We start from the raw sequence: 20,366 nt of genomic DNA, 5'->3' as shown, positions 1-20,366 counted from the left end.
GGCGCTCCCGGACCGGGAGCGCCCCCTCGTGCCGTACGCGGGTCAGACCCGGTGCGCGCCGACCAGGGTGGCGGTGCGTTCGGCCGGCAGCCGCTCCTCCAGCACCCGGCGCCGCAGGTAGCAGGCGTGCAGCATCCGCCGGTCGTCGCCGGGACGCGGGTCGGCGGTGACGATGCCGATGTGGTGGATCTTCCGGCCGGGCCGGGCGAAGAAGTAGAGGTCGCCGGGGCGCTCCGTGCCCAGCGGCACCGGCGTGGTCGCCGCGGCCTGGTCGTCGGCGTCGCGCGGCAGCAGCACGCCGAGCCGCCGCCAGGCCAGGTGGACCAGGCCGGAGCAGTCGATGCCGTACGCGGACACGCCGCCCCAGATGTAGACGACGTCGACCAGCCGTTGGGCGACGGCCAGCACCTCCCCGGCCGACGGGGGCGTGGTGGGCACCGGCACGGCGTGGGCGGCGGGCAGCCAGAGCGGGTCGGCGTGACCGGGCGCGTGCACGGGGCGCCAGCCGTCGACCGCCGGGCCGGCCGGGGCCAGCCGGGTGCCGAGGACCACTCCGGGCACGACCTCGGCCCCGCCCGGGGCGGTGCGCAGGGCGGTGACGGTGGCGTCGACCACGAGCGACTCGGCGTCGGCGGGGCCCGCGCCCGGGGCGAGCTGCTCGGCGGGGAGCCAGCCGGGGTAGCCGCGCGGGTGCAGCCCCGGGGCCGACTGCTCGACGGCCACCACGTGCGCCCAGCCGTCCGGCCGCACGTCGGTGACGAGCACCCGCTCTCCGAGCAGCAGTTGGCTCAGCACGCAGTCGCCGACCTGCTGGTCGGTGTCCAACCCGGAGATCCAGGCCGCGATGTCGGTGCGCGCGGCCAGGGCGGGACCGTCGACGGGTCGTACCGCCTCGGGAGAGGTCCAGAGGGTCGCGACGGCGACCCGGACCACGGCCTCCCGGCCCGGTTGCAGCTCCACGTCCACCCCCAGCTCGGTCGTTCCCGCGACCCTATGAAAGTTTCCGCCAGTCAGCAATCACGAGTCTGCATCTTTGCTTCAGTCACGGAGGTCACGCCGAGCCCCGGCGCGTCCGGCAGCACGACGGTCGCGCCGTCGTACCGGAGGCCGTCGCGCACCGGCGACCGGGCCAGCCACCACGCGGCGTCCAGGTCGGCGACGGCCGTGGTGCCGTAGGCGGCGACCAGGCTGGCGGCGGCGCCGATGCCCACCTGGCTCTCCATCATCGACCCGACGACGGTGCCGAGGCCGTGCGCGGCGGCCAGGTCGAGCAGGGTCCGGGCGGGGTGCAGGCCGCCGCACTTGGCGAGCTTGACGTTGACCATGTCGGCGGCCCGGCGGCGGATGACCTCGACCAGGTCGCGGACGCCGAAGACGGACTCGTCGGCGAGGACCGGCACGTCCACCCGGTCGCTGACCCAGGCCAGCCCGTCGAGGTCCCAGCGCGGGACCGGCTGCTCGACCAGTTCCACGTCCAGCCCCGCGTCCTCGACGCCGCGGATCACCCGGACCGCCTCGCGCGGGGTCCAGCCCTGGTTGGCGTCGAGCCGGATCCGCACGTCCGGGCCGACGGCCGCCCGCACGGCGCGGACCCGCTCCAGGTCGCCGGCCGCGTCGGTGCCCACCTTCATCTTGAGCACGCCGAAGCCCTCCGCCTGCCGCTGCCGGGCCGCCGCCGCGAGGTCCACCGCGTCGCCGGCGGCGAGCGTGACGTCCGTGGGGACCCGCAGGGCCGTGCCGCCGAGCAGCCGCACCAGCGGTACGCCGAGCCGCCGAGCCGCCAGGTCGTGCAGGGCGACGTCGACGGCCGCCTTCGCCGCCTCGTTGCCGGCGACCGCCCGTTGCACCTCGGTGCAGCGGGCCACCAGGTCGTCGGCGTCCCGCCCGGTGAGCGCCGGGCCGAGCAGGTCGCGGACGCACGCCTCGGAGCCGGCCACCGATGCCCCGGTCACCTGCCACACCTGTGGCGCCTCGCCGTAGCCGGAGCGGCCGTCGGTGTCGACGACCTCCACCACCAGGGTCTCCACGGTGGTGGTGCGGCGCAGCGCGGTGACGAACGGGGTGTGCAGGGGAGCGGAGAGCCGGTGGGTGCGCACCGCGGCGATCGTCATGTCCGGCACCCTATACGGACACGCACGGGCGAAGGGGAGGCCGGCATGAGTGAGCGGAGCGAGCGAATCATGGGGCGTGGTGCGGTGGTGCCTCATGTCGGTACGGAGCGGAGCGGAGTGCCGGCATGAGCGGACGGGGCTGGGATCTGGTGGGCGCGCCGAACGCCCGGGACCTCGGCGGGCTGGTCGGCGTGGACGGCCGGCGGGTGCGGCCGGGCGTGCTGATCCGCACCCCGGCGCTGGGTCGGCTGGCCGACGAGGACCTGCCGGTGCTGGCGAAGCTCGGCCCGGCCTGCGTGGTCGACCTGCGGGACCGCTCGGAGATCGTGGTCGCCCCGCCGGACCGGCTGCCGGGTGAGCCGACCGTGGTGCACCTGCCGGTGCACGACGCCGAACACCCCGTCTTCACCTACGTCTCGGCGGTGCTGCTCGGGCACGACCTGGGCGCGTACGCGGCCCTGGCCGAGCAGGGCACCCCGGCGGCGATGGCGGCGATCTACCGCTGGTTCGTCACGGGGGCCTCGGCGCGGGAGAGCTTCGGCGCGGCGGTGCGCCTGGCCGCGGAGGCGCGGAACCTGCCGCTGGTCTACCACTGTTCGGCCGGCAAGGACCGCACCGGCTGGTTGACGGTGCTGCTGCTCAGCGCGCTCGGGGTGGACGAGGCCGCGATCCGGGCGGACTACCTGGCGAACAACGCGCTGACCGAGAGCCTGCGGGAGGTCCTCCTGGAGGCGATGCGCCGGCGGCAGCCGGGGCTGGACGTCGGGGCGGTGCGGCCGGTGCTGGAGGTGCGCGAGGAGTACCTCGACGCCGCGTACGGGGAGGTGCGCCGGGTGCACGGCTCGTTCGGGGCGTACCTGCGCGACGGGCTGGGGATCACCGACGACGTCGTGGCGGCGCTGCGGGCGCACCTGCTGGAGTGACGCACCGCGCGGCGTCCGCCCCGGCGGGCCGACCGGCCGTCACAGGTCGTGTCGGGCGGCCCAGGCGGCGGCGGAGATCCCGGCGATCAGCCGGCAGGCGTCGTCCTCCGCCTCGTCGCCGTCGGGGCCGCCGTCGGCGAGATCGGTGGTGGTGCAGGCGACGACCGCGTACGCCGGCGCGTCGTCGGGGAAGACCACCCCGGCGCCGTGCCGCACGCCGTGCACCCAGCCGTTCTTGTGCGCGATGCGGGTGCCCTCGGGCAGCCCGGCGGCGAGGTCCTCGCGGTGCTCCTGGGCGAACAGCACGTCGAGCATGGCGGCGCAGCCGGCCGGCGAGGCGAGCGGGCCCGGGGTGTGCGCCCCGGTGGCCAGCGCGCCGAGCAGGGCGGCCAGGTCGGCGGCGGTGACCAGGTTGGTGATGCCCGCCTCGCGGGCCGCGAAGTCCTCGATGCCCCGCCCGGTGACGCTGTGCCGGGCCCCGGCAAGCGCCCAGACCTCCGCCACCGCCGGCAGGCCGACGTGGCCGATGACGATGTTGGTGGCGAGGTTGCTGGAGCGGACGATCATCCGGTGGGCGAGCCAGCGCAGCGGCGCGCTGTCGCCGACCCGCTCCCAGACGGCCTCGTCGTTGTCGTAGTGGCGGGCGCAGCGGAACCGTGGCGCGCCGGGCAGCGCCGAGTCGAACTCGTTGCGCACCGGCACCGGGGTGTCCAGGTCGAGGGCGCCGGACTCGGCGGCCCGGTGCAGCGCGACGAGCACCGCCGCCTTCATGGTGCTGGCCGCGTAGTGGGTGGCGTCGGCGTGCCGGGTCCAGGCGGGGTCGGCGCCGGGCCGCCCCACGTACGCCGACACGGTGCCGGGCACCCCGTCCAGGTGGGCGTCGAGCTCGTCCCAGGTCATGCGGCTGACCGTAGCGGATCACCGGCGGGGCGGCGGGACGGGGCGATCGGTCGTACGGTGCGGGGATGACGGTTGCCGCCTACGACGCGCACGCCGACTGGTACGAGGCGTTCGCCGCCGACACGTCCAGCGACTACATGACCCGGGTCCGCGGCCGGTTGCGCGACCTGCTCGGCGCCGGCGCCGGCCGCTGCCTCGACCTGTGCTGCGGCACCGGCCTGCAGGCGGCGGAGCTGCGCCGGCTGGGGTGGCACCCGGTGGGGGTCGACCTGTCGGGCGGGCAGTTGCGGCACGCCCGGCCGCGCCTGCCGGTGGCCCGCGCCGACGCGGCGGCGCTGCCGGTCGCCGACGGCTCGGTGCCGGCGGTGGCGTGCGTGCTGGCCCACACCGACGTGCCCGACTACGCGGCGGTGCTCGCCGAGGCGGCCCGGGTGCTCGCGCCCGGCGGGCGGTTCGTCCACGTCGGAGTGCACCCGTGTTTCGTCGGCGCGTTCGCCGACCGGTCCGACGCGGAGCGGATCGTGGTCGACGGCGGCTACGCCGACCGGGAGCGCAGCTTCCGGGCGTGGACGCCGCACGGGGTGCGGGTGCGTGTGGGCGCGTGGCACGTCCCGCTGGCCGACCTGCTCAACGCGGTCACCGACGCCGGCCTGACCCTGGTCCGCACGGCCGAGTCCGGCCCCGGCCCGGTGCCCGACCTCTTCGCCTTCCTCGCCACCCGCCCCGCCTGACCCGGGCGTCGTGAACGGGCGGAGCCCGGACCGCGCGGGGCGGTCCGGGCTCCGGGACGGCTGCGGTCGTACGTCAGCCGGCGTGCTTGCGGCGGGCGGCGGCCCGGCCGCGGGCGGTCTGGTCGAGCACCACCTTGCGGATCCGGACGGCGGCCGGGGTGACCTCGACGCACTCGTCCTCGCGGCAGAATTCGAGGGCCTGCTCCAGCGACAGCTTGCGCGGCGGGATCAGCTTCTCGGTCTCGTCGGCCGTGGAGGAGCGCATGTTGGTCAGCTTCTTCTCCTTGGTGATGTTGACGTCCATGTCGTCGGAGCGGGAGTTCTCCCCGACGATCATGCCCTCGTACACCTCGGTGCCGGGCTCGACGAAGAGCTGGCCGCGCTCCTGGAGGTTGGTCATCGCGAACGCGGTGACCGCGCCCGAGCGGTCGGCGACCAGCGAGCCGTTGTTGCGGGTGCGCAGCTCGCCGACCCACGGCTCGTACGACTCGAACACGTGGTGCAGGATGCCGGTGCCCCGGGTCTCGGTGAGGAACTCGGTGCGGAAGCCGATCAGGCCGCGGGCCGGGACCAGCCACTCCATCCGGATCCAGCCGGTGCCGTGGTTGACCAGCTGCTCCATCCGGCCCTTGCGGGTCGCGAGGAGCTGGGTGATCGCGCCGAGGTACTCCTCGGGGGCGTCGATGGTGAGCCGCTCGACCGGCTCGCAGGTCTTCCCGTCGATCTCCCTGGTGACGACCTGCGGCTTGCCCACGGTCAGCTCGTAGGACTCGCGGCGCATCTGCTCGACCAGGATGGCCAGGGCCAGCTCGCCGCGGCCCTGCACCTCCCAGGCGTCCGGGCGCTCGGTGGGCAGCACCCGCAGCGACACGTTGCCGATCAGCTCCTTGTCGAGCCGGTCCTTGACCATGCGGGCGGTGACCTTGGCGCCCTTGACCCGGCCGACCAGCGGCGAGGTGTTGGTGCCGATGGTCATCGAGATGGCCGGCTCGTCGACGGTGATCAGCGGCAGGGGCTGCGGGTTCTCCGCGTCGGCCAGGGTCTCGCCGATCATGATCTCGGGGATGCCGGCGACCGCGATGATGTCGCCCGGGCCGGCCGAGTCGGCGGGCTTGCGCTCCAGGCCCTCGGTCATCAGCAGTTCGGAGATGCGGACCCGCTGGGTGCTGCCGTCGGTGCGGCACCAGGCCACGGTCTCGCCCTTGCGGATGGTGCCCTGCCGGACCCGGCACAGCGCCAGGCGGCCGAGGAACGGGGACGCGTCGAGGTTCGTGACGTGCGCCTGCAGCGGCGCGTCCTCCTCGTACGCGGGCGGCGGGATGGTGTCGAGCAGGGTGCGGAACAGCGGCTCGAGGTTGTGGCTGTCGTCCGGGACCGCGCCGTCGGCGGGCTGGGTCAGCGAGGCGATGCCGTCGCGGGCGCAGGCGTAGACGATCGGGAAGTCGATCTGCTCCTCGTCGGCGTCCAGGTCGAGGAAGAGTTCGTAGGTGTCGTCCACGACCTCCTTGATGCGGGCGTCGGGGCGGTCCACCTTGTTGATCACGAGGATGATCGGCATGCGGGCCTTGAGTGCCTTGCGGAGCACGAACCGGGTCTGCGGCAGGGGGCCTTCGCTGGCGTCCACCAGCAGCACCACCCCGTCGACCATGGTCAGGCCGCGCTCCACCTCGCCGCCGAAGTCGGCGTGGCCGGGGGTGTCGATGATGTTGATGGTCACCGGGTCGGAGCCGTCCGCCGGCAGGTACCGCACGCCGGTGTTCTTGGCCAGGATGGTGATGCCCTTTTCCCGTTCGAGGTCCATCGAGTCCATGACCCGCTCGGTTACCTCGCCGCGGGCGCCGTAGGCGCCGGCCTGCCGCAACATGGCGTCGACCAGGGTCGTCTTGCCGTGGTCGACGTGGGCGATGATGGCGACGTTGCGGAGGTCGGTGCGAAGCTGCATACGCTTCATACTCCTGTCTGCGGTTGCCGGGGCACGCGTCGGGGTCTCCCCCCAGATGGCCCGGATCTCTGCCGAAACTGATGTTCCGACCGTTTCAGCGCCTGGCATGCTGACCCCCGTGGGAATGGGGGCCCGATGCACGACCTGCTGACCTGGCTGCAGGGCCTGCCGCCCCTGCTGATCTATGTGATCGCCGCGATGATCGTCGCGGGGGAGACCGCCGTGATCTTCGGTCTGCTGGTGCCGGGCGAGGCGACCCTGTTGCTGGTCGGTTTCCTAGCGTACGCGGGGACGCTGCGGCTCGCGCCGGCCCTGCTGGTGATGATCCTTGCAGCCGTGATCGGGGACACACTCGCGTTCCGTGCCGGCCGGCGGTACGGGCCCCGGCTGCGGGCCGGCCGGCTCGGGGCCCGGGTGGGCCACGAGCGGTGGGGTCGGGCGGACGCGATGCTGGGCCGGCTGGGCGGGCGTGGCGTGCTGACCGCCCGCTGGGTGGCCTTCGCCCGCACCCTGGTGCCCCGGCTGGCCGGCGCGGCGGGGATGCCGTACCGGCGGTTCGCGCCGTGGAACCTCGCCGGCGTGGTGACCTGGGTGGGCGGTTCGGTGCTGGCCGGCAACCTGGCCGGCGAGTCGTACGAGACGGTCTCCCGGCTGCTGGGGCGGGCCACCGGCGCCGTGCTGGTGCTGGTGGCCGCGCTGGTCGCGGTGGTGCTGGCGGGGCGGTGGCTGGGCCGCAACCCGGACCCGGCGCGGGCGCTCGCGTCCCGGGCCGCCGGGCTGCGGCCGGTGCGCTGGCTCAGCGGCCGCTACGGCGTGCTGTTCTTCCTGCTCGCCATGCACGTCGGGCCGGCCTGGACGCTGCTGATCAACCTGGTCGGCGGGCTGTTGCTGCTCTTCGTGGCGGGGTTCGCCATCGCCTGGGTGCTGGGGGCGGTGGTCCGGCACAGCGGGCTGGCGGTGATCGACGGGGCCATCGCCGACTGGTTCGCCGACCGGCGTACGCCGGGGGCGGTCGACGTCACGCTGGCGGTCGTCTCGGCGCTGCGCGGGTCGGCGTTGATCGTGCTGGTGGCCGTCGTGGCCGCGGTGCTGGCCTGGCGCAACCGGCCCTGGCGGGCCGACCTGCTCAGCGTGGTCGGCACGGTGGGGGCGTTCGTGCCGCTGGTGGTGCTCGCAATGGTGGTCGACCTGACGGGGCCGGCCACCGGCGGCCCGGGGGGCCGGGACCCCGCCCTGTTCCCGACGCAGAACGCCGTGGTGGCGGCCAGCCTCTGCACCCTCGCCTGGCTGCTGTCGCGCGGGGCGCGCTGGCCGGTGGCGGTGGCCGCCTGGACCGGCGCGGCGGCCGGGACGGTCGGCATCGTCGGCGCCCGCCTCTACCTGGGGTGGAGCACCGCCAGCGGCAGCGCCACGGCGGTGCTGCTCGGGGTGGCGTGGACGGTGTTGTTCGTGGTGGCCTGGGCCACCCGCGACCGGGCGGTGGGCGACGCCGCGGCGGAACCGGAACCGGCGGCGGTGCGCGCCGACGCCTGACCCGGGTCCGTGGCCCCTGCAGGGGTCGTGACGTCGCCGAGTGGGTGACCCCGACCCGGCGGGCCAGGTCGCGCCACGCCCCCGGATCGCGTCGGTCAGTCCCGGGCCGCCGCGGGCTGCGGGTGGGCCGGGGCACCGGCCGTGGCGGGCTCGGGGGCGATCCGGCCCGGCCACCAGAAGCGGTCGCCGAGCGCGAACGCCAGCGCCGGCACCAGGACCGTCCGGACGAGCAGGGTGTCCAGCAGGACGCCGATGCAGACGATGATCCCGATCTGGGTCAACAGGATCAACGGCAGGACGCCCAGCACGGCGAAGACCGCCGCGAGCAGGATGCCGGCGCTCGTGATGACGCCGCCGGTGACCCGCAGGGCCGACAGCATGCCGTCCCGGGTGCCGGTGCGCCGCGCGTCCTCGCGGGCCCGGGTGACGAGGAAGATGTTGTAGTCGACGCCCAGCGCCACCAGGAACACGAAGGCGAGCAGGAGCACGCCGCTGTCCAGCGCGGGGAACCCGAGCACGTGGTCGAAGATCAGCCACGACGCGCCGATGCTGGCGAAGAACGACGCGATCACGGTGAGCACGAGCAGCACCGGCGCGATCAGGCCGCGCAGGAGCAGCACGAGCACGGCGCCGACGAGCAGCAGGATGACCGGCAGGATGAGCCGCAGGTCCCTGCCGTCGGCCTCGCCCGAGTCGTAGGTCGCGGCGACCGGGCCGCCCACGACGGCCCCGTCGAACGCGGCGGCGCCCTCGACCGCGGGCGGGGCGGAGCCGGGCACGGCGGCGACCGCGTCGCGCAGCGCCTCGACGGCGCGGTCGGAGGCGGCGGTGCCGGGCTCCGCGTCGAGCACGACGTCGACCTGGGCCACCCGCGCGCCCGCCTCGCCGGGCCGCGCCGAGGCGACGCCGGGCACGGCCGCGGCGGCGTCCGTGACGGCCCGTACCGCCGAGGGGGTGGTCAGGACCGCGACCGGCTGGGTCGTCCCGGCGGGGAAGGCGCGGGCGAGGGTCTCCGCGCCGGCCACCGCCTCGGGCTTGACCCGGAACTGCTCGGTCTCGGACAGGCCGGTGCGGATGCCGAGCCCGCCGAGGGCGAGCCCCGCGAGCAGCAGCGTCGCGAGCACGGCGACCGGCACCGGACGGCGTTCGACGGCGGCGCCGAGCCGGCCCCACAGCCGGCCCTCGCGGACCGCGCCGCCGACCCGGGGCACGAACGGCCAGAACAGGCCGCGGCCGAAGATCACCAGTGCGGCGGGCAGGACGAACAGCGCGGAGAGCATGGCGAGGACGACGCCCGTCGCGCAGGCCACGGCGAGGGCCCGGTTCAGCTCCTGCTCGGACAGCAGCAGGGTGAGCACGCCGAGCACGACGGTGACGCCGCTGGCGAGGATGGGCTCGGCGGTGCGGCGCAGCGCGGCGCGCATCGCCACGAAGCGGTCCTCCTCGCGGCGCAGCTCCTCCCGGTAGCGGGCGATGAGCAGCAGCGCGTAGTCGGTGGCGGCGCCGAAGACCAGGACGCTGGCGATGCCGGTGACGGCGCCGCCGGGCAGGTTGATGCCGACCGCCGGGACGATCGTGTCGAGGGCGCGCAGCGTGAGCTGCTCGGTCGCCGCGACGACGACGAGCGGCACGATCCACAGGAACGGGCTGCGGTAGGTGATCAGCAGCAGCAGCGCGACGACGCAGGCGGTGACGACGAGCAGCGTGGTGTCGGCGCCGTCGAAGACCTTGGTCAGGTCGGTGGTGAACGCGGGCCCGCCGGTCACCTCGACGGTGAGCGTCTCGGGCACGTCGTCCAGGGAGGCGCGGAGCTCGTCTACCCGGCCGGCGACCTCCTCCTGCCCGCCGCCGGTGGGCAGCGGCACGGCGACGAGCGCGACGGTGCCGTCGGGGGAGACCTGCGGTGGGCTGACGCGGCCGCCGGCGGCGAACCGGCCGAGGTCGCCGGACTGCCCGGTGAGCGTCGCGCGGTCGGCTTCGGTGAGCGGCCCGCCGTCGGCGCGGCTGACCACGACGATCGCCGGCTGGACGTCGTGGGAGGGCAACTGGTCCTGGAGTCGCTCCACCTGGGTCGACTGCCACTCGACGGACAGGCCGGTGGCCGAGACGGGAGCCGGGTTGTCGGGCGTGGGCAGCCCGAAGACGGCCGTGCCGAGGACGATCGCGGCGACCACGGTGAGCCACGCGGCCAGTCGTCCGCGGGCCACGTGGGTGAACACAGACATCGGATGCCCTCACGGTCTCTCGGCGGGACTGCTTGAACGCAAGACCTCGCCGCCATCGGAAGTATGCCGACCGCCGAGTATCTCGATGATCGAGATTATCGGCCGCTGAGTTATGCTGCAACCGCAGCGGCGGCGGAAGGAAGCGGCGGACGTGACAGGCCACGGCATGTACCGGCGGCGAGACACCCGCCGCGAGAAGCTGGTCGCCGAGATCGCGGCCGAGCTGCGCCGCTACTCCGTCGACGCGCAGCACGTCGGGCATGCCTTCGCCAACCTGCACGGGCTGGGCGCCACCGACCTGCAGGCGCTGATCGCGGTGATGGACGCCGAGCTGGCCGGCCAGCCGATCACCCCGGGGCGCCTCGGCGAGCAGCTCGGCCTCTCCTCCGGATCCGTCACCGCGCTGATCGACCGGCTGGAGCGCGCCGGGCACATCCGCCGCGACCGCGACACCACCGACCGGCGCAAGGTCTTCCTGCACTACGCCGAGCGGGGCGCGGCGCTGGCGACGGACTTCTTCCGCCCGCTGGGCCGGCGCACCGACGAGGTGATGGCCGGCTTCGGCGACGACGAGCTGGAGGTCGTGCACCGGTTCATGGCCGCGATGACCGCCTCGATGCGGGAGCACCGCGACACCGTCCGGGCCGCCCGCGACGAGCCGCCCCGGCGTGCGAAGGGCTGACGTCGTGCTCGACCGGCCGGCCGTCCGGCTCGCCGCCGCCGCGCTGCGGCTGCCGCCCGCGCGCACCCGGCGGGTCACCGTCACCCGCGGCATCGCGGTGCGGGTCCGCGACGGTGTGCCGCTGCGCACCGACCACTACGCCCCGGACCTGCCCGGCGCGCCCACCGTGCTGATCCGCACCCCCTACGGGCGGGGCGGGCCGATGCGGCTGCTCGGCCGGCTGGCCGCCGAGCGCGGCTTCCACGTGGTGATCCAGTCCTGCCGCGGCACGTTCGGCTCGGGCGGCACCTTCGACCCGCTGGTGCACGAACGCGACGACGGCCTGGACACCCTCGACTGGCTACGCCGCCAGTCCTGGTGGTCCGGCGCGTTCGGCATGTTCGGCGCGAGCTACCAGGGCTTCGTGCAGTGGGCCCTGGCCGCCGACGCGGGACAGGAGCTGCGGGCGATGGTCGCGGTGGTGACCGCCTCGGGCACCCGCGACTCGACGTACGCCGGGGAGTCCTTCGCCCTGGACACGGTCCTCACCTGGGCGGAGCTGCTCCAGGCGCAGACCGTGCCGTGGCTGGCCCGGCAGTGGGAGCTCAAGCGCGGCCAGCCCCGGCTCACCGCGGCGCTGGCGCACCTGCCGCTGGTGGAGGCGGACCGCGTGGCCACCGGCGTGACGGTGCCGTTCTTCCAGGAGTGGCTGCGCCACCACACCCCGGACGCCGGCTACTGGCGCGACCGTGTCTTCGGCGATCGGATCGCCGAGGTCCGCGCCCCGGTGGCGATGGTGACCGGCTGGCACGACATCTTCCTGCCGGCGCAGCTGCGCGACTTCGCGGCGCTGCGCGCGGCCGGTGCCCACCCCCGGCTGACCATCGGGCCGTGGACCCACGGCAGCCCGGGGCTGTTCGTCGCCGCCCTGCGCGAGGGGCTGGACTGGCTCGACGAGCACGTCGCCGGCCGCCCGCCACACCGGGCGGAGCGGCGGGGCACCGCCGCCGGCCGGGCGGCCCCGGTCCGGGTGCACGTCGGCGGGGCCGGTGGCGGCTGGCGCGACCTGCCGGACTGGCCCCCGCCGGCCGCGCCGATCCGGTGGCACCTGCACCCGGACGGCCGGCTGGGCACCGCGGCGCCGGTCCCGTCGGCGCCGGATCGTTTCCGCTACGACCCGGCCGACCCGACGCCCTCGCTCGGCGGGCCGCTGCTCGTCGCCCAGCGTGCCGGGCCGGTGGACAACCGCCCGGTCGAGGCCCGACCCGACGTGCTGACCTTCACCAGCGCCCCGCTCGACGCGCCCGTCGAGGTGATCGGCCCGGTGCGCGCCGAGATCCACCTCCGCAGCGAACTGTCCCACCTGGACGTCTTCGTGCGACTGTGCGACGTGGACCGGCGCGGCCGGTCCTGGAACGTCTGCGACGGGCTGGTCCGCGTCGCGCCCGGCCGGTACCCCACCGATGCGGCCGGCGTGGTGCGCGTGCCGGTGGAGCTCTGGCCCACGGCACACCGGTTCGCGCCCGGGCACCGGCTGCGGGTCCAGGTCTCCGGCGGCGCCCATCCGCGCTACGCGCGCAATCCCGGCACCGGCGAAGCCCTCGGTGCTGCGGTCACCCTCCGTGCCGGATGGCGCGAGATCCTGCACGACCCGCAGCGACCGTCCGCAGTGGTGCTGCCGATCACGGCACCCGTCGCACAGCTTTCTCCCAGTCGAAAAAACCCCTCCTGAGCTGGGCATTCATTCATCGGCGGCGTTATGGTTGGGTCAACGCCCGGCGCTGTGCACCACTCGGCCGGGCCCGCGCGTGTGGCCCCCACACCGCCTACGCGGTGTCACCGTCGTGCCCGGCCCCTGACCATCCGCAAGGGGGAATCCCATGACGCGGGCACCGGAGAACCTGTTGACCGTCCGCCGTCTGCTGCTCGACCACCTCGACCTCGACCCCGACACCAGCCGCAGCCAGGACCTCGAACCCGCCGAGGTCGGCATCGTCGGCGACCCCGCCCACCGGGGCGGCTACCACTGCGGCTCCGACCGGGTGGTGACCAGGGACTACTCCGTCGTCGAGTCGCCTCGGGACTCCGCCGGCCTGACCCTCGACGCGGCGGCGCTCGACGTCGGCCTCTTCGAGGTCCGCTCCGGTGGCCGTACGCACGACCTGCGCACCTTCTCCAGCTGGTGCGTGGCGCAGTGCGTCGCCAACACCCCGGACAGCCGGGACATCAGGGAGATCATCTACTCCCCGGACGGCAGGGTCGTCCGACGGTGGGACCGCCTGCGCAAGCGAACGAGCGGGGACGACTCGCACCTGTGGCACACCCACTTCAGTTTCTTCCGCGACTCGATCAAGGCGGGACGCGACCAGACCCCGCTGTTCCGCCGCTACCTGACCGCCATCGGACTTCTGGAGGACGACATGAGCGCACAGGCCGAGAGCCAGATCAACAGCATTTACGCCGGCATGTTCTACGGCGGGTCGAGCATGGGGCGCAGCGTCGACCCCGACGCGGGCGGCCCCGAGAAGGCCAGCAACAGCATCGTGGCGAAGCTGGACTACACGATGCAGCGGCTCGACGCGCTCGTCGCGCAGCTCACCGCGCTGTCCGGCAAGGACTTCACCGACGAGCAGGCGATCGTGGCGGGCGTGCTCGCCACCCTCACCCCCGAGAAGATCGCCGCGGCGATCCCCGCCACCATGGCCGCGCAGGTCGCCGACGAGCTGGGCCGCCGGCTGGCCGCCTGACCCGCCGGCGACCGACTTTCGGGACAGCGCGAGCGGGGTGTCGAACGCCTGCCGGGACGGAACCGGCAACGACAGTTGCGCAATGGTTCTTGCGCAACTGTCGTTGCTGATGCCAGAGTGGCGGCATGACGAACCCTGAGGTGCGCCAGGTCACCGACTCGCGGGTCCTCGCCGCGCTGTCCCACCCGCTGCGGCGCCGGTTGATGGACGTGCTCAAGGTGCACGGCCCGTCGACCGTCGGCCAGCTCGCCGAGCGGACCGACCAGGCCCCGGCGAACGTCAGCCACCACCTCAGGGTGCTGGCCGGCGCCGAGCTGCTCGAGGAGGCGCCCGAGCTGGCCCGCGACCGCCGCGAACGCTGGTGGCGCCTGGTCAGCCGGGGCGTGCGCTGGTCCCAGTCGGACTTCGACGCCGACCCCGCCGCCCGGGCGGTCGCCGACGCCGCCACCTCGCTCAACCTGGACCGGCACGTCGCCCTCGCCCGCGCCTGGCACGCCACCGACGAGGCCAGCCAGGCCGCCTGGCCCTCGGGGCCGTTCTCCACCGACCGCTGGCTGCACCTGACCGACGAGGAACTCGCCGAGCTGGGGCGCGAGGTGAACGACCTGCTCGCCCGGTGGGCCGACCGGAAGGTGCCCGACGACGGGCGGAAACGCGAGCCGGTCTTCCTCTTCGCCTACGGCATTCCGGCCACGCCGTGACGCGGGCCGTCGGCGCCGCGCCGCCCCGTACCCCCGCCGCCGGCGAGACCCCGCCGGCGCCCGCGCCGCGCCCGGCGGGCGACCCGGGGGTACGACGCGGCGGCCTGCTGCGGCACCGGGACTTCCGGCTGCTCTGGGCCGGGCAGACGGCCAGCGCCGTCGGCAGCAACGTCACCACCGTGGCGCTGCCCCTGGTCGCGGTCACCGTGCTCGACGCCGGCGCCTTCGGCGTCGCGGTGCTCACCGCCGCCTCCTGGCTGCCCTGGCTGCTCGTCGGCCTGCCGGTCGGCGCCTGGGTGGACCGGCTGCCGCGCCGGCCCCTGATGATCGCCTGCGACCTGGTCTGCGCGGCGCTGTTCCTCAGCGTCCCGGTCGCCGCCCTGCTCGGCGTGCTGACCATCGGGCAGCTGTTGGTGGTCGCGCTGGGCGCCGGCCTGGCCCGGGTCTTCTTCGAGACCGCCGACCAGGTCTACCTGCCCGTGCTGCTGCGCCCCGAGCAGGTGCCGGAGGGCAACGCCAAGCTCCAGGCCACCCAGACCGCGAGCTACGTGCTCGGCCCCGGCTCGCCGGCGGGGTCGCGCAGCTCGCCGGCGCGGTCACGGCGCTGCTGCTCGACGCGCTGAGCTTCCTGTTCTCCGCCGTCTGCCTGCTGCGCATCCGCACCGTCGAAGAGCCTCCCGGGCGCGTGCGGCGGTCCCGGTCGCTGCGACGCGAGATCGGGGAGGGGATCCGGTTCGTCGCCCGGGACCCCTACCTGCGGGCGCTCACCGTCTTCGGCGCGGCCAGCAACGTCGGGCTGGTCGGCTACCAGGCCGTCCTGGTGGTCTTCCTCGTCCGGGAGGCGCGCCTCGCGCCCGCGTTGGTCGGCGGGCTGGTTGCGGTGATGAGTCTCGGCGGCATCGTCGGCGCGCTGCTGGCCACCAGGATCGGCTGGCGCCTCGGCACCGCCCGGGCCCTGCTGCTGGCGGGGGCGATCAGCGGGCCACCGGCGCTGCTGATCCCGCTCGCCGGCCCAGGGCGCGCGCTGGGCTGCCGGCGGTCGGCGGCATGCTGCTCAGCCTCGGGGTGGCGGTGGGCAACGTGATCAAGGGCAGCTTCCGGCAGACCTACACCCCGCACCACCTGCTCGGCCGCGTCACGGTGAGCATGCAGATGCTGAACTACGGCACGATCCCACTGGCCGCGCTGCTGGCCGGGGCGATCGGCGCGGCGTACGGGACCGGCACCGCGATCGCGCTGACGACCGGCTGGCTGGCGCTCACCCCGGTGATCCTGCTGGTCGGGCCGCTGCGGCGGCGCCGGGACCTGCCCGCCGCGCCGGAGGTGCCCTGAACGCGCTGCGGCGGCGGCCGGCACCCGGCCGCCGCCACCGGCACGGATCTACATCGGGCGGACGTTGTCCGCCTGCGGACCCTTCTGCCCCTGGGTCACCTCGAACTCGACCTTCTGGCCCTCGTTCAGCTCCCGGTAACCGCTCGTCGCGATGGCCGAGTAGTGGACGAAGACGTCCGGTCCTCCGCCGTCCTGCTCGATGAAGCCGAAGCCCTTTTCCGAGTTGAACCACTTAACCGTGCCGGTTGCCATGCATCTCTCCCTGTTCCCAAGCGGGTGACCATCGGTGCTCGACCGATGATCGCCCGGTACCACCCCGACAGTAACCGGCCGAACGCCGATCTGCTGGCCGAAGTGCCGTAGGCGGCGTGGTGAACTCTGGGGGCCAGTGGGCGAAAGCCGCGCGGCGACCGGCCCGCTGGGGCATGCTTGCGCCGGTGAGAGGTGCCGCAGCCGTCGCGCTGACCGAACTGGAGCGCGAGATCGACGTTCCGGGCGGCGGCCTGGACCGGCTCCGGCTGGTGCGGGCGCCGTTCGTGCCCGAGGTGCGGCTGCACCTGGCCGAGGACGCCATCGTGTGGTGGGCCCGGATGGAGGCCCACGCCGGGCGCGCCCTGCCGCCGCCGTACTGGGCCTCCGTCTGGGCCGGCGGGCAGGCCCTCGCCCGTCACCTGCTCGACCACCCCGACCTCGCGGCCGGGCGGCGGGTGCTCGACCTGGCCGCCGGGTCCGGCCTGGTGGCGATCGCCGCCGCGCTCGCCGGCGCCGACCACGTGGTCGCCAACGACATCGACCCGTACGCGGTCGCGGCGGTGACCGTCAACGCCCGCGCCAACCGGGTGACGGTCGCGGCCACCGACGGCGACCTGCTCGACTCCGATCCGTCCGAGGTGGACCTGCTGGTGGCCGGGGACGTGCTCTACGACGAGGCGATGACGGCGCGGGTGCTGCCCTTCCTGCGCCGGGCCGCCGCCACCGGCGCCGACGTGCTCGTCGGCGAACCCGGGCGGGGGCACCTGCCGCCGGACGTGCTGGCGGCCGTGACGAGTTACGTCCTGCCGACCACCGAGCCCGCCGTCGACACACCCGTCCGGCGGGTCCAGGTGCTGCGCCCCCGGTGACCCCGGGCTCCTCAGGGTCGACCCCGACCCGGATACCAGGGGGCGGTGGGGGATCGGACCCGATGCCCGGGGTGGCCGGGCGGTCATAACGTACGGGGCATGGCGGATTGGCTGGCCCAGGTCGGAGAGCTTCCCACCACCCTGCTCATGGGGGTGCTAGGGGTGGTGATGCTCTTCGACGCCGTACCGCTGCTCGGCGTGCTGGTCCCGGGGGACGTGGCGATCCTGGCCGCCATGGGGGTCGGCGGCCCGGTCACCGGCGTCGCCACCTTCGCCGTCGTGGTGGCGGGCTGCCTTTCCGGGTGGTCGCTGAGCTTCCTCGCCGGCCGCCGGTACGGGGACCGGCTGCGCCGCAGCCGGATCGGCGGGTGGATCGGCGAGGAGCGCTGGGTGGCGGCGGAGGGGATCCTGCGGCGCGGGGGCGGCCGGATGGTGCTGATCGCGCCCTTCCTGCCGGTGTTCAACGCGCTGCTGCCGCTGGCGGCGGGCGGGCTGCGGATGTCGTACCGGCGCTTCCTGGGCTGCGCGACGGTCGGCGCGGCGGCGTGGGCCGGGCTCTACCTGGTGCTGGGGACCGCCTCGCGGTCGTTGGCCGGGCTGCTGCCCGGGGAGTCCAGCCCGATGCTGGTCACCATGGCGGTCGGGCTGCTGCTGGCGGGGGTGGTGCTGATGGGCACGCGGCGCCGGCTGCGGGTGGTCACCGGGGGCTGACCGCCGCCCAACGGGGGGAGCGGGGCCGGGCGCGCGACGTGCCCGGCCCCGCCGGTGCTCACCAGCCCCGGGCGCGCCACTGGGGCAGCGCCGGGCGCTCCGCGCCGAGCGTGCTGTCCTTGCCGTGGCCGGGATAGAACCAGGTGTCGTCGGGCAACCGGTCGAACAGCTTGTGCTCCACGTCGTCGATCAGCGCGGCGAACCGCTCCGGGTCCTTGTCGGTGTTGCCGACGCCGCCGGGAAAGAGGCTGTCGCCGGTGAACAGGTGTGGCGTCCCGGCCGGGTCGCGGTAGAGCAGCGCGATCGAGCCGGGGGTGTGCCCCTTGATGTGGATGACCTCCAACGCGCAGTCGCCCACCGGCACGGTGTCGCCGTCGGCCAGCGTCTCCGCCTCGATCGGCAGCCCCGCCGCGTCGTCGGCGTGCACCAGCGGGCGGGCGCCCGTCTTGGCGACCACCTCCTCCAGCGCCACCCAGTGATCCATGTGCTGGTGGGTGGTGACCACGGTGCCCAGCCCCGCGTCGCCGACCAGGTCGAGCAGGCGCGGGGCCTCGTTCGCCGCGTCGATCAGCACCTGCTCGCCGGTGGCCCGGCAGCGCAGCAGGTAGGCGTTGTTGTCCATCGGGCCCACCGACACCTTGGTGATGGTGAGCGCGTCGAGCTCGCGTACGGCCGGCGCACCGCCGGGCGTGACGTCTCCGCTGTAGGTCATGGTCTGGCTATATCCATTCCGGTGGTTGCGGCAGGGGACCGTCAGGAGTGACGGCCAGCACGGTGCCGGGGCTGCGGCCGATCAGCCAGGCGGCGAGTTCCGGGGCGGAGCCGGCGACCGTGGGCGCGGCCGAGCGGTCGCCGACGACGAGCTCGTGCCGGCTGCCGTCGAAGCGCAGCACCATCGGCGGCACGTCGGCGCGGCCGGCGAGGTCGCCGGCGACCTCGTGCAGCAGCCGGTGGCCGAACGACTCGGGCCAGTCGGCCGGCCGGTAACCGGCGTCGAGGTCCACGTGGTGCACCTCGATCTCGCGCAGCCGGCCCCAGACCAGCATGGCCGTCGGCCACGGGCCGCGCCGGGTCTGGACCGTGCCCGCCCACGCCTCGACGGGCATCGCCGCTACCGCCTCGGCGAACCGGTCGGCCGAGCGGCGCAGGTCGTCGAGGTGGGCCTCGGGCGGCCGGGGAGCGCCGGCCTCGATGTCGGCCTCCCGGGCCGTCGCGGAGGCGTACATCGGGACGGGCTCGCCGGTGCGGGCCGCGGTGAACAGGTTGACGAAGCCGTCGGCGTTGCGGGCCAGGTGTGCCAGCACGTGCCCGCGGGTCCAGCCGGGCAGCAGGGAGGCGGCGGCGATGTCCGCACCGTCGAAGGTGGCCGCGGTCCGCAGCAGGCGGTCCGTGGCCGCGTCCACCTCGCCGGTCAGCAGGAGTGGATCAGTGGTCACGTACCGACCCTAACCGTCGGGCCGCCCCGAGTCGCCGGGGAAATCGCTTTCGGCGCGTCGCCGCGCGCCCTACCGTCGGCGTCGGACGCGGCACCGGAAGTCGGGGAGGAGGTGGTGACGTTGCCGGTCGCAGCACGCGTGCACCACCCGCTCCGACACCGACAAGGAATGCCATGACCATCGATATCACCGCCCTCGGCTGGGACGCCGACCGGGCGGCACTCGTACGACGGCGCCACGACCACCGCCCGGGCCGGGTGGCCCGGGTGGACCGGGGCGTCTGCACCGTGCTCTGTGCGGACGGCCCGGTCCGCGCCACCCTGGGTGGGGCGGTCCTGGCCGCCGCCGCCCGGGACCTGACCCGCCTGCCCTGCGCCGGCGACTGGGTGCTGCTGGGCACCTGGCCGGACCGCAACGTGACCGTGGAGGCGGTGCTGCCGCGGCGCACCGCCCTAATCCGGCGGACCGCCGGCAAGGACGCCAGCGGCCAGGTGCTGGCCGCCAACCTGGACGCCGCCGCGGTGGTGGAGCCGGTGCACCCGGAGCCGGACATCGGCCGGATCGAGCGGCTGCTGTCCCTGGCGCACGAGTCGGGCGCCCGGCCGCTGGTGGTGCTCACCAAGGCCGATTTGGCGGCCGACCCGCAGGCGGTGGCACGCCAGCTCACCGCCGTCGCCCCCGGGGTGCCGGTGCTGGCCGTCAGCGCCGAGCGCGGCACCGGGCTGGAGCCGCTGCGCGCCGAGGTGGCGCCCGGCCGCACGCTCGGCCTGCTCGGCCCGTCCGGTGCCGGCAAGTCGAGCCTGGTCAACGCGCTGGCCGGGGCCGTGGTGATGCCCACCCAGGCGATCCGGCGCGTCGACGGCAAGGGCCGGCACACCACCACGTGGCGGGCGCTGGTCCCGGTGCCCGGTGGCGGGGCGGTGCTGGACACCCCGGGGGTGCGGGCCGTGGGCCTGCTGGACGGCTCGGCGGGGCTGGACCGGGCGTTCGCCGACATCGCCGAGCTGGCCACCGGCTGCCGGTACGCCGACTGCGGGCACGACGGGGAGCCCGGCTGCGCGGTGCGCGAGGCGCTGGAGAACGGCGAGCTGCCGGCGCGGCGCTGGGAGAGCTGGCGCCGGTTGCAGCGGGAGGTGGCGTACGAGAGCCGGCGGCGCGAGGCGCGGCTGGCCGCCGAGCGGCGCGGCGGCTGGCGCTCCGCCCGCCGCCGGGCCGCCCGCCCCTGACGGGGCCGTCACGGAAACCCAGAAGTCGCGGTTGAAGCGTTCCTTGAGGTCGGCCGCCTCCCGTTC

Annotated in this window: 21 protein-coding genes; 13 read left to right on the top strand and 8 right to left on the bottom strand. The window is 75.1% G+C overall.

Annotation, left to right across the window (positions count from 1 at the left end):
* Positions 1 to 42 precede the first annotated feature (42 nt).
* Both AB0L34_RS25165 and AB0L34_RS25160 read right to left on the bottom strand, forming a co-directional pair.
* The gene (locus AB0L34_RS25165) at positions 43 to 960 is read right to left on the bottom strand and encodes an NlpC/P60 family protein (protein WP_363707112.1); all 918 of its coding nucleotides are present in this window, start codon (positions 958 to 960) and stop codon (positions 43 to 45) included.
* A 50-nt stretch (positions 961 to 1,010) separates the two neighbouring features.
* Positions 1,011 to 2,111, bottom strand: a complete 1,101-nt coding sequence (locus AB0L34_RS25160; protein ID WP_363707110.1) for a dipeptide epimerase — start codon at positions 2,109 to 2,111, stop codon at positions 1,011 to 1,013.
* Between the two features lie 125 nt (positions 2,112 to 2,236).
* Between AB0L34_RS25160 and AB0L34_RS25155 the strand changes: the two genes are divergently transcribed.
* Entirely contained in the window at positions 2,237 to 3,034 is a 798-nt protein-coding gene (locus AB0L34_RS25155; protein ID WP_363707108.1) for a tyrosine-protein phosphatase, read from the top strand.
* Between the two features lie 39 nt (positions 3,035 to 3,073).
* On the opposite strand, the gene AB0L34_RS25150 is transcribed toward AB0L34_RS25155, so the two are convergent.
* Positions 3,074 to 3,934, bottom strand: coding sequence for a serine hydrolase (locus AB0L34_RS25150; protein WP_363707106.1), 861 nt, complete (start codon positions 3,932 to 3,934; stop codon positions 3,074 to 3,076).
* 65 nt (positions 3,935 to 3,999) lie between these two features.
* Between AB0L34_RS25150 and AB0L34_RS25145 the strand changes: the two genes are divergently transcribed.
* The gene (locus AB0L34_RS25145; protein WP_363707104.1) at positions 4,000 to 4,665 is read left to right on the top strand and encodes a methyltransferase domain-containing protein; all 666 of its coding nucleotides are present in this window, start codon (positions 4,000 to 4,002) and stop codon (positions 4,663 to 4,665) included.
* Positions 4,666 to 4,738: 73 nt separating this feature from the next.
* Here AB0L34_RS25145 and typA read toward each other — a convergent pair whose 3' ends face one another.
* On the bottom strand, positions 4,739 to 6,607 hold the full coding sequence (typA, locus tag AB0L34_RS25140) for a translational GTPase TypA (protein ID WP_363707102.1): 1,869 nt from the start codon (positions 6,605 to 6,607) through the stop codon (positions 4,739 to 4,741).
* Positions 6,608 to 6,742: 135 nt separating this feature from the next.
* On the opposite strand from typA, the gene AB0L34_RS25135 reads away from it, so the two are divergent.
* Positions 6,743 to 8,140 (top strand): DedA family protein, encoded by a 1,398-nt coding sequence (locus AB0L34_RS25135; RefSeq protein ID WP_363707100.1) that lies wholly within the window; start codon positions 6,743 to 6,745, stop codon positions 8,138 to 8,140.
* 95 nt (positions 8,141 to 8,235) lie between these two features.
* Here AB0L34_RS25135 and AB0L34_RS25130 read toward each other — a convergent pair whose 3' ends face one another.
* Complete coding sequence (locus AB0L34_RS25130; protein WP_363707098.1) at positions 8,236 to 10,365, bottom strand: efflux RND transporter permease subunit; 2,130 nt, start codon at positions 10,363 to 10,365, stop codon at positions 8,236 to 8,238.
* A 166-nt stretch (positions 10,366 to 10,531) separates the two neighbouring features.
* On the opposite strand from AB0L34_RS25130, the gene AB0L34_RS25125 reads away from it, so the two are divergent.
* The 7 genes from AB0L34_RS25125 to AB0L34_RS25095 all read left to right on the top strand — a co-directional run bounded on the left by AB0L34_RS25125 (position 10,532) and on the right by AB0L34_RS25095 (position 15,806).
* On the top strand, positions 10,532 to 11,047 hold the full coding sequence (locus tag AB0L34_RS25125; RefSeq protein WP_363707118.1) for a MarR family transcriptional regulator: 516 nt from the start codon (positions 10,532 to 10,534) through the stop codon (positions 11,045 to 11,047).
* 4 nt (positions 11,048 to 11,051) lie between these two features.
* On the top strand, positions 11,052 to 12,758 hold the full coding sequence (locus AB0L34_RS25120) for a CocE/NonD family hydrolase (protein ID WP_363707116.1): 1,707 nt from the start codon (positions 11,052 to 11,054) through the stop codon (positions 12,756 to 12,758).
* Between the two features lie 148 nt (positions 12,759 to 12,906).
* Positions 12,907 to 13,773, top strand: coding sequence for a hypothetical protein (locus tag AB0L34_RS25115; RefSeq protein ID WP_363707097.1), 867 nt, complete (start codon positions 12,907 to 12,909; stop codon positions 13,771 to 13,773).
* A 125-nt stretch (positions 13,774 to 13,898) separates the two neighbouring features.
* Positions 13,899 to 14,474 carry a metalloregulator ArsR/SmtB family transcription factor gene (locus AB0L34_RS25110; RefSeq protein ID WP_363707095.1) on the top strand — a complete coding sequence of 192 codons (576 nt, stop codon included), beginning with the start codon at positions 13,899 to 13,901 and terminating at the stop codon, positions 14,472 to 14,474.
* The gene (locus AB0L34_RS25105; RefSeq protein ID WP_363707093.1) at positions 14,471 to 15,097 is read left to right on the top strand and encodes an MFS transporter; all 627 of its coding nucleotides are present in this window, start codon (positions 14,471 to 14,473) and stop codon (positions 15,095 to 15,097) included. Before AB0L34_RS25110 ends, AB0L34_RS25105 begins: the two co-directional genes overlap by 4 nt.
* Before the next feature lie 62 nt (positions 15,098 to 15,159).
* The gene (locus AB0L34_RS25100) at positions 15,160 to 15,558 is read left to right on the top strand and encodes a hypothetical protein (protein ID WP_363707091.1); all 399 of its coding nucleotides are present in this window, start codon (positions 15,160 to 15,162) and stop codon (positions 15,556 to 15,558) included.
* Positions 15,522 to 15,806, top strand: a complete 285-nt coding sequence (locus AB0L34_RS25095) for a hypothetical protein (RefSeq protein ID WP_363707089.1) — start codon at positions 15,522 to 15,524, stop codon at positions 15,804 to 15,806. Before AB0L34_RS25100 ends, AB0L34_RS25095 begins: the two co-directional genes overlap by 37 nt.
* A 48-nt stretch (positions 15,807 to 15,854) precedes the next feature.
* Here the strand turns inward: AB0L34_RS25095 and AB0L34_RS25090 are convergent, their stop codons facing one another.
* Entirely contained in the window at positions 15,855 to 16,058 is a 204-nt protein-coding gene (locus tag AB0L34_RS25090) for a cold-shock protein (protein ID WP_007072071.1), read from the bottom strand.
* 173 nt (positions 16,059 to 16,231) lie between these two features.
* On the opposite strand from AB0L34_RS25090, the gene AB0L34_RS25085 reads away from it, so the two are divergent.
* Together AB0L34_RS25085 and AB0L34_RS25080 are read left to right on the top strand one after the other, a co-directional pair.
* Positions 16,232 to 16,927 carry a 50S ribosomal protein L11 methyltransferase gene (locus tag AB0L34_RS25085; RefSeq protein WP_363707114.1) on the top strand — a complete coding sequence of 232 codons (696 nt, stop codon included), beginning with the start codon at positions 16,232 to 16,234 and terminating at the stop codon, positions 16,925 to 16,927.
* A 99-nt stretch (positions 16,928 to 17,026) separates the two neighbouring features.
* Positions 17,027 to 17,638 carry a VTT domain-containing protein gene (locus AB0L34_RS25080; protein ID WP_363707087.1) on the top strand — a complete coding sequence of 204 codons (612 nt, stop codon included), beginning with the start codon at positions 17,027 to 17,029 and terminating at the stop codon, positions 17,636 to 17,638.
* A 58-nt stretch (positions 17,639 to 17,696) separates the two neighbouring features.
* On the opposite strand, the gene AB0L34_RS25075 is transcribed toward AB0L34_RS25080, so the two are convergent.
* Both AB0L34_RS25075 and AB0L34_RS25070 read right to left on the bottom strand, forming a co-directional pair.
* On the bottom strand, positions 17,697 to 18,350 hold the full coding sequence (locus AB0L34_RS25075; RefSeq protein WP_350709178.1) for an MBL fold metallo-hydrolase: 654 nt from the start codon (positions 18,348 to 18,350) through the stop codon (positions 17,697 to 17,699).
* Between the two features lie 7 nt (positions 18,351 to 18,357).
* Entirely contained in the window at positions 18,358 to 19,074 is a 717-nt protein-coding gene (locus AB0L34_RS25070; RefSeq protein WP_350709176.1) for a maleylpyruvate isomerase family mycothiol-dependent enzyme, read from the bottom strand.
* A gap of 173 nt (positions 19,075 to 19,247) precedes the next feature.
* Here AB0L34_RS25070 and rsgA point away from each other — a divergent pair, with 173 nt between their 5' ends.
* Positions 19,248 to 20,300, top strand: coding sequence for a ribosome small subunit-dependent GTPase A (gene rsgA, locus AB0L34_RS25065; RefSeq protein WP_363707085.1), 1,053 nt, complete (start codon positions 19,248 to 19,250; stop codon positions 20,298 to 20,300).
* Positions 20,301 to 20,366 lie beyond the last annotated feature (66 nt).

Source organism: Micromonospora sp. NPDC052213 (assembly GCF_040679695.1).
Classification (GTDB): Bacteria; Actinomycetota; Actinomycetes; order Mycobacteriales; family Micromonosporaceae; genus Micromonospora.
This window is presented reverse-complemented; position numbering and strand designations above follow the sequence as displayed.